The organism is Roseivivax halodurans JCM 10272, assembly GCF_000521785.1.
Taxonomy (GTDB): domain Bacteria; phylum Pseudomonadota; class Alphaproteobacteria; order Rhodobacterales; family Rhodobacteraceae; genus Roseivivax; species Roseivivax halodurans.
Genome location: NZ_JALZ01000034.1, coordinates 17,973 through 31,493 on the forward strand (window position 1 = coordinate 17,973; position 13,521 = coordinate 31,493).

The window sequence follows — 13,521 nt, forward strand, 5'->3', positions numbered from 1 at the left end:
GGCCTACCGGCGGCGTTCTCCCGCACATGCGGCACTTTTTTGCTCAAATCAATATTCAATCTATGGAATAACATGCGTTCCGATCTTCACCTCTAAGTTCACATCTCAGGGACGTGATATGGGGTTCGGCACAGTTTCGGAGAATATTGTCCCCCTTCTGAACGACCGGGTTTAAGGCCGCAAACTTTCGCGGCGGCGAACTCTCGCCCCCTATCTTTACGTCGGCATGTGCTGGGCTCTTTCAGGCGGTATCAAGGCAAAAAAAATGCACTCGCTGCGCCGCAGAAGGACAGCGATCGAAGACTTCAAATCCGAGGACCATTCCAACTCGGCGGCACAGGCTGCCCGAGACAGGCCCCTCATGATCGGAGACACAGTCTATGATGACCCACGAGATGTCCGCTTCTCACAATACCGTTGGTGGTTCGCACGCGGCCGCCGCGGGTGATGGAGCCACGGGGGGCAGCGCCCTCCAGGACCTCACCGGATCGGGCAGCACCACTCTGGCCGACGCGATCAGCTCCCAAGAGATGTCGCTGAACCATGCCAAGATGCACGCACATACCGATGACAGCGAGAAGATGGCCGACCACATGGCCATGCTCGAGCTGTTCCCGCAGGCGGGAGAGCCAGGGGTGGCGGTGGCCCTGAATGGCGGGTCTTGGTTCGACCCGGACACATGGTCGACCGGGCGCGTTCCGGGTGATGGCGAGAGCGTCTACATTCCGAAGGGCATCTCGGTTGTCTATGACGACATCAGTGATGCCCGGCTTGACCGGGTTGGTGTCGAAGGTGAGCTCCATTTTGCGGTGGATACCGACACGCGGATGATGGTCGACACGCTGCTGACCAATACCGGCTCGGTCTTCACGGTTGGCGTCGAGGGCAACCCGGTGCAGGAGGGTGTCAGCGCCGAGATCATCATTCATCGCGACAATGGCTCCATTGACCGGTCCGAGGATCCGCTCGCGTTGTCAAAGGGCGTCGTCGCCCACGGCACAACGCGGATCGCGGGCCAGGACAAGGCCGACCATTTGAAGACAATGGTCGATCCCGAGGCTGGCGATACCGGACTGATCTTCGCCGAAGAGCCCGGAGGCTGGCAGGTCGGTGACAAGATTGTCGTCGCTGGAACGAAGCTCGACTCGATCGAGCGTTTTCAGGACGAGGTGGTCGCCGTGACCTCGATCGAGCGGCTCGACGACGGCTCGTACCGTGTGGGGATTGATCGTCCTCTGGAATACGATCACCACACCCCTGACGATCTTGCCGGGACCTCGTTTCAGGTGCCGGTCGCGAACTACACACGTAACGTGACCATCGGCACCGAGAGTGACCCGGCAGATTACTTTGCAGACGGCAAGACGGTTCCGGTGGACGAGCGCGGCCACGTCATGTTCATGCACAACAACGACGTCTCGGTGCAAAACGCCGAATTCTTCGAGCTCGGCCGTACCGACAAGCAGATCCCGACAGACGACGTGGACAACCCTGCCGGCCGTTACGCTCTGCATTTCCACCGCACTGGCGACCAAGTTGATGGTGAGGCGTCGCTCGCCGAAGGCAACGCGGTCTGGGGCAGCCCGGGCTGGGGCCTTGTCCACCATGATGCCCATCTCAACGTGATTTCGAACGCGGTCTACGGCGTCAACGGGGCCGCGATCGTTTCGGAGGCCGGGACCGAGACCGGCCTCTGGGCCGACAACATCACGATGAGCACCACTGGCGCCGGACCTGACGGCGTCTTCAATCCCGAGGACAGCGGCGATCCCAGCCATCCGGGACACCGATTGCAGTATCAAAACGACGGATACGGCCAGGGTATCGGCTACGCCTACAAGTCGCGTATGATCGAAAATATCGACAATGTCGCCGTCAGCTCTGCGGGGGCGGGTTATCTCTTCTGGCCCATGGGCACCGATGACGGCTCGGGCCGGCACATGGACAGTTCGGCTGCCGCGTTTGAGCGCAAATTCGGCTTCGATCCGTTCTACGGTCAAGACACCGCTGATGTCTCCACAATTCCGCTGCTCCGGTTTGAAGGCAACGAAGCGCTGGTCACACCGATCGGGTTTTCAACCACGGCGGACAAGCGGCCTTCGGAAACCGATATTCCAAGTGTGATCGACGGCTTTGTCGCCTGGGAAACCGAGATGGGCGTCGTCGGCTGGTATCAGAGAAACTACATCATCGAGAACAGCAGCTTTGTGGCTTCTGACGGTCCGGTGCTGACCTACGCGCGTCTCGGTCTGCGGGGCCACGAATTCACCGAACTCAAGCTTGTCGATAACGCCTTCCGCGGCTTCGACGTCGGAATCTGGGAAGACAACAACAGCCGCGATCCGAACTATGCCCATGTTATTCTCGGCAACACGTTCGAGGATAACGACATCGACATGAAACTCGATGAAAATGCCCCCGCCGACAAATATCTGATCGAGGATAACGGCCTCGACTGGCGGAGCCGTGTGGATCTTGATCGTTTCACCGCAGAGGTGGATTGGGCCGCCTCTGAGCTGACAATGGAAGAGTGGTACAGCCGCTTCACGGTTGCCGTCGACGTCACCGATTCGCTCGGAACGCGGACACTGGAATTCGGCTCGGGCAACGGTCGCTACGAAGGGGCGAGCCAGAAACAATGGTGGGAACAACACGCTGAAAATGTCGGTTACTATACGGATGGCTCGGGCTATCACATGGTTATCGACCTTGTCGTCAGCCATCGCATCACCGGGGAGATGGGTGTGATCGAGGTTCCAGTTCACTTGGCCTTCGTGAGCGATCCCTCCGATCTGCCGGCGGACGCGCGCGATCTTGGCCCCCTCCCTGAGGATTTTGGCACGTTCGAGCGGCTGGAGATCGCCCCCGTCGATGCGGTTGACCCCGTGGAGACGGAAGCTCCGGAGGATCAATCCGCTGCCGATGAGGGAGAGACTGAAAACGACGATACGGATCAGGAAACTGGGGAGACCGACGACACGGATCAGGAGGTAGAGGAAGAGCCCGAGGAGCAACCCGAAGGCCAGCCCTCCGAGGATGGCACCGCCGAACGCGATCTCGGCGCGCGAGAGACAAATGTCTTTGCGCCGGCCACCGAATGGACAATTGCCGCCGACACCGGGACCGGCAACGCTTTTGACGTTGAGGCCATTGTCACCTTCACCCATGACGAAACGGGCGCGACGATCCGTACCGGTATGTTTTATGCCGGGGAGGGGGAATACGCCTTCCGCTTCACCGGCATCGAAAGCGGTGCATGGAGCTTCAGCACCAGCTCGGATCTGGCGGCCCTCGACGGTCTGACGGGATCGGTCTCGGTTGCGGAAGATGCCGATGCGTCCGGTTTTGTCGTCGGATCCAACGGCAAGTTTGCGCAGCAGATGGGGGATGGATCGCTGCAGGCTGTGCTGCCGAACTTTGTGATGATCGATGCAGATCTCAGCAGCTATGCAGAAGATCCTTCGAAGATCGACGACCTGATCGAGACATATATCGACCAGCACGGCTTCACCGGCTTCCACATTCCCAATATCGGTGGCCAGTTCTTTGATCTTTCCAACACCGAAGGTGAGGCTGGCAGCGCCATCGGCAGCGAGCGGACAAACCCCGATCCCGCCACCTTCGAGGTGCTCGAGCGGATCATCACCGCCACACATGACGCAGGCGGAATTGTGCATTTCTGGCCGTGGGGTGACTCGCAGCGGGGCCAGACCCCCGATGAGCTTCCGGGCGGCGAGAACGGCGAGGTGCACCAGCGCCTTCTCGAATACATCGCCGACCGCCTTGGCCCCCTCCCCGGCTGGACCATGGGTTACGGGTTCGACAACGACGAATGGTCAACTCCCGACCAAGCCGCGGCGCGGACTTCCTTCTTCGAGGCGCAGACCGACTACGCTCATCTCCTGGGCGTGCGCTCGGAAGGTCCAAATGACGGCCTCGACCACAGAGGTGACACCGATTGGGCCATGGGGCAGGGTTTTGCCGACTTTGAACACCATGAGCCGGATTACGAGACCTATGTGGCCGCATTGGAGGCCGCAAACGGTGCGCCGGTCCAGAGCGGCGACCGGTTCCGCATCCGTGGAGAGGATGGTGACGGCAAGGACTATACGGCCGAGCAGACCGTGGACGGTCTATGGGCCTCCACGATGGCCGGGGGTGTCGCCAATATCTGGGGCAACCTCACGCGTCCTGACGGCACGATCGAGGCGTCCGGCAATGGAGGATCCTTCCCGTATTCTGCCGCCACGGCCGAACAGATCGCGACCTGGAACGAATTCATGGTCGACTCGGGTCGGTTCACACTCGACATGGTGCGCGCGAACGAGTTGACGGGTGGCGCGCAACGCAACCAGGTTGCGCTCTTCTCGGAGGAGACCGAGGGGCTGATCGTCTACGCAGAGGATACAGCAACAATCGAGTTGAACCTCTCGGCGCTGGAAGCTGAGGGCTGGAGCACAGCAAATCTCGTCGCTGTCGATACCGAGAATGCCTATGCCGAACTCGCTTTGGGGACGCTGTCGCTGAGCGATCAGACCGTCACCCTCGATGCCTCAAGCGATTGGGCCCTGTGGATCACCCCTGGAGAGGGGGACGTCACCGACCCCGATACTGGCGGCGGCATGGAGCCGGAGCCCGAACCGGAACCCCAGCCTGAGCCTGAGCCCCAGCCCGAGCCGGAACCTCAGCCTGAGCCCGAGCCGGAACCCCAGCCTGAGCCCGAGCCGGAACCCCAGCCTGAGCCTGAGCCAGACGATGATGGTGTGACGGAGGAACCGGACTCGCCCGCCCCCGGCGGTGACGACATCTCATATCGCAAGCGCTTTGAGGCCGAGGATCTGGCGCTCGAGAACTACAGCATCGAAGAAGAGGGGGGAGCTTCGGGTGATGGACAGCTTCGCTTGGTGTCCAAGGAGATCGGGACGGCATCCGCGTCGCTCGAATTCGACGGCGCATCGGGCAGCTATGATCTTGAGCTGAGTTACTATGATGAGCGGGACGGGCAGGGCTCCGTATCTCTGATGGTCGGGGATCGCCTCGTTGAGACCTGGGATCTCACCGGCGACAACGAAGCCTTTCGAACCGTTTCGGTGACCGATGTGTCGATTGCGGCCGGTGAAAAGGTGAGCATGGTCGGTCAGAGCGCAGATGGGGAACGCGCACGTCTCGATTACATCGAGATATCCCGCGAGGGCTCCGTGGACACGGGTCGCTATGCCCGCAGCATCGAGGTCGAGGCGATGACGCTCGACAATTATACCCTTGATGACAAGGCCAGCGCCTCCGGCGACGCTGTCGCAAAACTCGACTCAAAGAGCACCGGGGTCGCCAGCGCGAAGACGGTCTTTGAGGGGTCTGACGGGCTCTACGATCTGGGGCTCACCTTCTTCGACGAGTTCGACGGTCAAGGCGATGCGTTCATATTCGTCGACGGGCGTCAGGTCGGCAGCTGGGAGCTTGACGTCGACGACGACACCTACAGGACGGAAATCGTCAAGGACGTGGAGCTTGAAGAAGGGTCGGAAATCGAGATCCTGGGCTATAGCGACGCTGGCGAGCGCGCACGTTTGGACGTTCTCGAAATAATGTCTGCCGAAACCGACTCCCTGTTCTGACATCCGGGACACCGGAACCGCCGCGCCGGCACATCAAGCCGTGCGCGGCGGCATGGGGCGCTCGGGCCGTGTTATGTAGACGAGCCCACCCACCCCACCGAGCATCAGGATCAGACCGAATTCCATCCAAGCCAGGGCAAGGGCCTGTTCTCCCGCGACCCCGGTCATGCCGAGGAGCAGAACGAAGGCTGTTTCTCGAAGACCGATTCCGTTGATACTGATCGGCAAGGTCATGATGAAGATTGCGAGTGGCGCGATGATGAAGAATGTCGCGAAGTCCACATCGAGCGACAGCGCCTCAGACAGCATCCAGTAGAAGGTGACGTTGTTCACTTGCAGCAGGAGCGCCAGGACCCCGGCGCGCCAGAACAGAGCGGAATGGCCTTTGAAGGCTCCGAGCGGCTCCAGCACGGCCCGTGCCCGCGCACGAAGGGCCACCGGCAAGAGCGTATCAAGCCGCGCCGTTTTCTTGCCGGCTGTGCCGCCCATGAAGAGCGCCGCGAGCAATGCAACGAGAATGACCACCCCCCCCCCGATAGAGGCCAGGCGACCACTGCAAACTCCTCCGCGCCGCTGCCGAGCGCGAGGAGTGCGATCGCAGCGAAGAGGGCGAGCGCAAACAGGCCGAGCAGGCGATCGACGAAGAGAGAGATAAGCGCAAAGGACATCCGGGCGCCCGCACGCCATGCATCATGGGCGCGCAGCGCATCGCCCCCGATGACCGAGGGGAGGAATTGCCGGAAAAACATCGACGAGAGCGTCGAGCGGAAAAGGTAGAGATATCCCGGCTCTACACGTTCTGCCTTGAGCAAGACCCTCCAGCGCGCGGCGACGATCGCGGTGCCGACGATCTGGAGGCTGGCGGCCGCAAAGAGCCAAGGAAGTCGGACATCCGATAGGGTACGGAGCACTGGAGCGATATCCGTTGTGCCCACGATCCATCCAAAGAGCGATACCGATATCACGAGCTTCAGCCAGAAGAGCCGGGTCTTGCGGCGACGCTCCTCGGGCGTAGACAGGTCCATGGAATGCATCTCAAAATCCAACACTCAAATATCGCAAAGCTAGCAGGCGGCCTCAGCTTCACCAAGACCAATCGCCCGACACCCTGTGCTTGACAGCCTAGGGTGACATCGTCCTAGCTTTGGCAGCGGCGTCCTGCGCCGCGTTTCGAAAAAGACTTTCTCCGATCTCACATATTTCCGGTGATTTGCATGCCATTTTTTCGACAGGCGCACCCCCTCACCCCCGAACCTGCAGCCCATTTCAGGTGGCGGTAGGCGCAGCACATGGCCAGACCCGCCTACCGTCCTGATATTGACGGACTTCGCTCCGTGGCCGTCATTCCGGTTGTCCTGTTCCATCTTGGACTGGGATGGATGCCGGGCGGCTTTGTCGGGGTGGACGTCTTTTTCGTCATCTCCGGCTTTCTGATCACAACCATCATTTCCCGCGAAATCGCGGAGGGACGCTTTTCGATCCTGAATTTCTACGAACGCAGGATCCGCCGGATCTTCCCCGCTCTCTTTGTGGTCATTGCGGCCTGCCTGGCCGGGGCGAGCTATCTGTTTGCGCCTGAGGACCTTGCCAACGCGGCTCAGAGCGCGGTTGCCGCTGTGCTCTTCTCTGCAAATATCCTGTTTTTCCTGGAGGCCGGATATTTCGACACGGCGTCTTACGCCAAACCTCTGCTCCACACCTGGTCCCTCGGAATCGAAGAACAATTCTATATCGTGCTGCCGCTTCTGCTGATCGCGATCGCGCGGATGAAAGCGCGCGCGGCGCTGTGGATCGGCGGGCTGACGGCGGCCTCGCTCGGTCTCAGCATAGCGACCACCCAGATGGTCCCGACCGCTGCCTATTACCTTCTTCCCTGGCGCGCCTGGGAGCTCGGCATTGGAGCGATGCTGGCCTACCTGTCGATCGGGATGTTGTCCCGTCCGGTATGGCGCGAGATCGCGGCGGCGGCGGGCTTGCTGATGATCCTCGGGTCCGCGCTTGTGATCACGCGGGCGACACCGTTCCCAGGCGCTGCGGCGATCTTTCCGACCGTCGGGGCAGCGCTGCTGATCGCATCGGGGCGGCACGGGCCGAGCCTCACGGGGCGGTTGCTGTCGATGGCGCTGCCGGTCTGGATTGGCCGCCTGTCCTACTCCCTTTACCTCTGGCACTGGCCGGTGATTGTCGCCTTTGTCTATTCCGCCATGCGGATGCCGACCGGTCTCGAAGCCGCTGGCCTTTTTGCCGTGGCGCTTGTCCTGTCGTGGATCAGTTACCGGCTGGTCGAGCAGCCCTTCCGTCATCCGGCCGACGCCGCGGGACGGCGCCGGATCTTCATCATTGCCGGCCTCGCCGCGTCGGTGCTTGTGGTCTCCGGGGTCGGCCTCTATGCCGCGCGCGGATTGCCCGGACGCCTTCCGCCCGATTTGCGGGAATTGGCGGCCTTCTCACACGACCAGCCAGACTGGATGGGCGCGTGTTATCGAGGCAAGACCGTGGAGGAAACCTGGGCTGAGCCCTGCCTGTTCGGCGCGGAGGGCGCGCGGACGCGGGTTGCGGTCTGGGGCGACAGCCACGCTCCGACGATCATCCCGGCGATCGAGGCTGGGGCGCGCGCGGAGGGTCTGACGGTTGCGCTCTTTGCCCGCGATGGCTGCCCGCCGATCAAGGGCCTCCAGGTCTTCTGGATCGGCCAGCCGCATGATTGCTCCGCTTTTCTCGAAGAGACTTACGACAGGATGCTGAACGAGTCCGACATCGCTCTTGTCATCATCGCGGTGCGCGCCCCCATCTATGGGCAGGGATGGCTGCCCTATGGTCTGGCGGAGATCGATCGGGCGCCGTTACTGATCGGAGATTCATCCGCGCCCCTGCCGCCAGATGCCGACCGCGTGGCGTATTTTCTCGAGGGTCTCGACCGGACAGTCGCCGACCTTCGCAGCGCCGGGAAGGAGGTGGCCCTTGTCTATCCCCTTCCGGAGGCCGGGTTCGATGTCCCCATGGCCCTTGTTCGTGCGGGGGTACGGCGATCCGGCGCGGCGCCCATCGTGGAGCGGCAACAATACGACGCACGGGCCGCGCGTCTTGCAGAGGGATACGATGCGATCACCGCCCGGCACGGCGCGATGCGCATCCGCCTCGAGACCGCCTTTTGTCGCGACGGGGAGGACTGCACCTTGGTGTATGAGGGGATCCCGGTGTTTCGGGATTCCAACCACCTGACAGCGACAATGTCGGCGGCATTGTCGGACAGGTTCGAACTGGCGCTGGACACGATCTCTGGAGGGGGCCGACGTGCCGAATGACACGGCCTCGCAGGCGAATTCTCGCAAGGGCGACGAGCCGGCATCGGCGGAGCCCAAGAAGGACAAGGTCATCGAGGCGCTGGCCGGCGAAGGATCGGCGCTGAGCAAGTACCAGGCCTTCTTTGTCGGCAAGCGCGGGATAGGCGCTTTGCTGGTTTACGAGATCGCCGTGATGGTCGCCGCCCCGATGCCCGGCGCTTTGGGTTTTGTTCTGCGCAAGATGCTGTTTGGATACCTGTTCGATAAGGTCGGGCGGGGCGCTCGTTTCGGGCGGGGTCTCTCGCTGCGCTGCCCGGGCCAGATCCGGATCGGCGAGAATGTCGCGATAGACGACCATTGTGCACTCGACGCGCGCGGCGCGGCCGAGCGGGGAGACTTCACCATCGGAGCGCGCACGCTCATCGCGCGCGGAACGATCATGGTGGTCAAGCAAGCCTCGCTCAGAATCGGCTCCGATACATCCATCGGCAGCCAATGCTGCCTGAGTGCTGTCTCGGGCATCGAGATCGGCGATCACGTCATTCTGGCGGGACAATGTTATCTCGGCGGAGGCCGCTATCGGACAGCGCTTGATGCCGGGCCGATGGTGACTCAAGGGCTACACAGCAAAGGGCCGGTGGTGATCGGGAACGATGTCTGGATCGGCGCCGGCGCGCGGATACTCGACGGTGTTCGGATTGGTGACGGTGCGATTGTCGGCGCGGGAGCGGTTGTCACCTCGGACGTGGCGCCACGAACTATCGTTGCCGGGGTGCCGGCCCGGGAGGTTGGTCACCGGAGCTGACCCGCCCGCGACGCGTCATCGACAGCGCGGCCCACACCACAAGGCCCGCGATCAGGGCCAGGGCGCTGCCGGTTACGAAGCTGCCGGGAACCCATATCCGGAGCGCGATTGCGATACCGACAACGATTAGAGCAATCCGAAACATCACCATGCGGCGATCCTTCCGGCAGCCCTCGGCGCAAGCGCGGCCAGCGCGCAGATCTGCGCTTCGGTCACGCTCAGCAGCCAGCCCTCGACATGAACCGTGCGGCCTGACGAGAAATCGGCCCGGATGATCGGATCCCATGCCTTGGTCAATCTTGCGCGTGACGACGGGCCGAGACCGAGACCTGCCCGCAGCGCCGCAGGATCGCGCGCGACAACCCCGGCGCGGAGAACCGCGCGTCCAATCTCACATTCGGGCGGCTCCGGTGCCCCGAGCGCCGGATGCGCAGCCAGCCCCAATCCCAATGTGCTGACGATGAAGCCGCGTCTGTCCAACTCAGTGTCTCTCCTCAGAATCGGCCGCTTTGTGCGGCATCGCGGAAATGGTCTGCCATCCGTATCGAAAGCGCGCAGATCGTCAGGGTTGGATTGGCATAGCCGTGGGTCGGGAAGACGGACGAGCTGCTGATGTAGAGGTTGGAGACCCCATGTACGCGGCAATTGGCATCGACGACGCCGGTTTTTGGATCGTCCGACATGCGCGTTGTGCCACAATGATGTTTGCCGCGCGCCACGTGGTCCGGCCATGTGTAATCCTCGCGCAGGACCTCGGTCCAGACCCGGCCAAGGCCGATCCGGCCAATCTCGTGCGCCAGGATCTCCGTCGCCCTCTTCACGGTTCGCAGTTCCGTCTCGGTCAGGCGCCAATCGAGCCCAACCCGCCTTTGACCAAAGCGATCGCGTTCGTCGACCGGCAGCACGCGGCTTTCGGGATTGGGTGTCACCTCGAACGTGAGCCAGGGTGCAAGCCAGTCCCTCGCCACCAGATCGTTGCGGCCGCCCCCGATCCATTTGTAGACCGCATTTGTCGCGCCATCGAGATCCGTCAGCAGGTTTCCGATCTCATGTGAGAGGTAAGGTGGAGCCTCAAGCCTGCGGAGATGCCGGGAGAGGCGCACAAAGGATTCCTCACCCGGCGAGCCGCTGGCGGGGAAGAGATGACAGATGAAGCCGCCGATCTCTTCGCGCCGCAGCAAGGCTTCAGAAGAGGCGAGCGTGGCCATCAGCCCGCCGGTCTCGAAATAGCGCGGCGCCGTGTAGAGGTCGATCTCGTCCATCCCCCTCGACAAGAGGACACGCATTGCCGGACGGATCGCGGCGTGGTCGTTAAAAAAGCGCCCCACCAGATCGTTGCCATTGCCGAGCCCGGCATTCTGCACCCTGTTCGACAGAAACAGCAGGCGCGGAATTTCGATCCCGCCGGCGCAGAGCACGTAGCGCCGCGCGGAGACGCGGAACCGTGGCCCCTCGATACAGGCCACCCGGACCCCGGTGACATTGCCAGCCGCATCGTCCGTCTCGATTTCCAGAACATTCGCATGGAGGAAGACCCGAAGATTTCGGGCCGATTTCAACTGGTCTTCGTAGACCCATCCGAAAGCCGTTGGGGGACTTTCGTTGACCCCGATATTCTCCAGGAGGTCAGGATCGACCGATAACGGTGTCACCCCCAGTTTCTGCGCCCAATATCCAAAATCGTAAGGGTTGTCGGTCTGCAACTCGAGGTAGCTTTGCGCACGGGTGTAGAACGGATCGAGATCCGCCCGGGTGAGCGGCCAACCCGAATGCGGCATCCAATCGCGGCGTTCGAAGTCGATCGGGATCAAAGGCATGCAATTGCCGGCCCAGTGGTTCGAAGACCCGCCCAGGAAACGCAGCCGTGCCTCGTCAAGCGGATCGTACTGAAAACCAAGGTTCGGGCCGGCGTAGAGATCCTGGGTTTCGGCATCGTAGGTCATGCCCCCGCTCTCGAGCAGGACCACCGACAGGTCCGACTGCGCAAGCTCCAGCGCAAGGGTGATCCCGGCCGGTCCGCCCCCGACGATGCAGACATCGGCCTCCAGCAGTTCGTTATCCGGCAACTGCCGAGAATCGATCAACATTGCAGTTCCTAATGGCCGACACGCATATCTGACCCAAGGGAAGCGATCAGATCAAGCTCCAGATCAAGACTGCTCCGGGAGGGTAGCGGAGCGACTTGATATTTGCCCTCTTCGTGGTCTCTGCTATACGAGAATCACGGCACTTACTTCGCCTGCGAATATTCTGTTCTAAGTTCGAACATTCACTTTCCCGGATGTCATCCGGTCTAGGCATGGTCCATTTTTCGGATCGACATTGTCGGATGACGATCATTCAAGCGGCAGCGCGGCTGTCCCGTTTTTGAACCAAGGCTTTTCGTATGGTGACCTACTCCTCCTTCGAGACGAGCTTCGAGACCCCGGACCTTCCGGGATGGAGAATTTCCGATTACACCAACACTGCAAGCTGGATCGCCACCTCCTTTGTGCCCGGCAACGTCGTCTCGGCGGGTGGCCTGCTCGAGCTGCAGCTTGATGGCCGCGATGACGGGGGCAAGCCGTTTTCCGGGGGCGAAATTCGCCTCCTCGAGCAGCATTATTACGGCACCTACGAGGTGACGATGAAGCCTTCCGCGCAGGACGGCACGCTTTCCAGTTTCTTTCTCTACACCGGCCAGGCGTTCGGGACACCGACGAGCGAGATCGACATCGAGTTTCTTGGCAACGACACCACGGGTGTCCTGCTCACGGTTCACACGCCCGAGGGGGCCGATGGCGCCTTCATCGATCTCGGCTTCGATGCGGCCAATGACTTTCATACCTACACGATCGAATGGGCCCCCGATGCGGTCTCCTGGTATGTGGACGGCATTCTGCTCCGCGAGATCGAGAACCCCGAGATTGGTCTGCCGACGCTCCCGGCCTTTCCCCATATGAGCATCTGGACCGGCGACAACGCCTTCACGGGCTCACCCTACAACAGTGTGGTCACACACTCGCAATACGAAGACTTCTCCTACACACCTCGGACGGCGCCGGTTGCCATACACGATCGGGCCCATGTTGCGGCCGGCGGTACGATCGAGATCGACCTTCTCGCAAATGACGGGGTCATGGGAGACACGCCGCGCACCGAAACGCTTCTGGTGACAGAAGCACCCGAGCACGGGGTCGTTTCGGTTGATCCTGCAACGGGCCGTGTGACTTATACTCCGAACCCCGGCTATGCCGGGCGTGACACATTCTTCTATACCACGTCCGACGGCGCCGAGACCTCGAATATTGCCGAGGTGACAATCCTCGTCGACATCCCGATTGACGAGGAATTCACCTATGGTCCGGGGGGGTTTGTGTATGCGGACGATGCGCTGCGGGAAACGGCGCAGCCGGATTACGCGTCGGGGACGGCAACGGGAGGCGCGCTCGAGCTGACCCTCGGCGGGGGCAGCTCCCGCAATGCAGTCACCGATATCTCCGGCGGCTGGAGCCGCAGCTTCGACACCCTTGCCGGGCAGACCGGCACGCTCACGCTCAGCTACCGCATGGATCTCACCGGGGATCTCGATGCCGGTGAATGGGGGGAGGTTGTGGTTCTGCTCGACGGCGTCGAGACCGTGCTCACCCGCCTCGAGGCCACCGATGACGATGACGAGGTTCTCGGCACCGGCCTGATCGAGGCGGTGATCGATCTCGGCACACTTTCGGGCAGCAGCCACGTCCTGACGCTCGGCGGCTATCTCAACCAGCGCACCCGGCCCGACGAGGTGATCTCGATCGCCTTCGACAACGTCTCGCTGGCGCTCTCCTCGCCC

The 13,521-nt window shown here is 61.9% G+C and carries 6 protein-coding genes and 3 pseudogenes; 5 read left to right on the forward strand and 4 right to left on the reverse strand.

The genetic code is table 11. From position 1 onward, the window contains the following. The first annotated feature begins 380 nt into the window (after nt 1–380). Entirely contained in the window at nt 381–5,615 is a 5,235-nt protein-coding gene (locus OCH239_RS17925) for a G8 domain-containing protein (RefSeq protein WP_037265742.1), read from the forward strand. Nucleotides 5,616–5,648: 33 nt separating this feature from the next. Here the strand turns inward: OCH239_RS17925 and OCH239_RS24005 are convergent, their stop codons facing one another. Together OCH239_RS24005 and OCH239_RS24010 are read right to left on the reverse strand one after the other, a co-directional pair. After that, nucleotides 5,649–6,140 (reverse strand): lysylphosphatidylglycerol synthase domain-containing protein, encoded by a 492-nt coding sequence (locus OCH239_RS24005; RefSeq protein ID WP_037265745.1) that lies wholly within the window; start codon nt 6,138–6,140, stop codon nt 5,649–5,651. 5 nt (nt 6,141–6,145) lie between these two features. Further along, a pseudogene (locus tag OCH239_RS24010) lies at nt 6,146–6,649 on the reverse strand (lysylphosphatidylglycerol synthase transmembrane domain-containing protein); the annotation flags it as partial. Between the two features lie 255 nt (nt 6,650–6,904). Here OCH239_RS24010 and OCH239_RS17935 point away from each other — a divergent pair. From OCH239_RS17935 to OCH239_RS23925, 3 genes and pseudogenes are all read left to right on the forward strand, one after another. Then, nucleotides 6,905–8,920, forward strand: a complete 2,016-nt coding sequence (locus tag OCH239_RS17935) for an acyltransferase family protein (protein WP_084782630.1) — start codon at nt 6,905–6,907, stop codon at nt 8,918–8,920. A 418-nt stretch (nt 8,921–9,338) separates the two neighbouring features. Beyond that, nucleotides 9,339–9,440, forward strand: a pseudogene (locus tag OCH239_RS23920) (hypothetical protein); the annotation flags it as partial. Between the two features lie 90 nt (nt 9,441–9,530). Continuing rightward, a pseudogene (locus OCH239_RS23925) lies at nt 9,531–9,704 on the forward strand (DapH/DapD/GlmU-related protein); the annotation flags it as partial. Between the two features lie 144 nt (nt 9,705–9,848). Here OCH239_RS23925 and OCH239_RS17945 read toward each other — a convergent pair. Beyond that, complete coding sequence (locus OCH239_RS17945; protein WP_037265748.1) at nt 9,849–10,184, reverse strand: hypothetical protein; 336 nt, start codon at nt 10,182–10,184, stop codon at nt 9,849–9,851. Between the two features lie 14 nt (nt 10,185–10,198). Next, nucleotides 10,199–11,791, reverse strand: coding sequence for an FAD-dependent oxidoreductase (locus tag OCH239_RS17950; protein WP_037265750.1), 1,593 nt, complete (start codon nt 11,789–11,791; stop codon nt 10,199–10,201). A 299-nt stretch (nt 11,792–12,090) separates the two neighbouring features. On the opposite strand from OCH239_RS17950, the gene OCH239_RS21840 reads away from it, so the two are divergent. Continuing rightward, nucleotides 12,091–13,521, forward strand: a 1,431-nt coding sequence (locus tag OCH239_RS21840; protein ID WP_051489596.1) for a family 16 glycosylhydrolase, incomplete at its 3' end; no start/stop codon positions are given.

What these genes read in the sequence shown, in the direction of transcription:
- OCH239_RS17925 (WP_037265742.1), top strand. Translation starts at nt 381, where the DNA reads ATGATGACCCACGAGATGTCCGCTTCTCACAATACCGTTGGTGGTTCG.
- OCH239_RS17935 (WP_084782630.1), top strand. Translation starts at nt 6,905, where the DNA reads ATGGCCAGACCCGCCTACCGTCCTGATATTGACGGACTTCGCTCCGTG.
- OCH239_RS17950 (WP_037265750.1), bottom strand. Translation starts at nt 11,791, where the DNA reads ATGTTGATCGATTCTCGGCAGTTGCCGGATAACGAACTGCTGGAGGCC.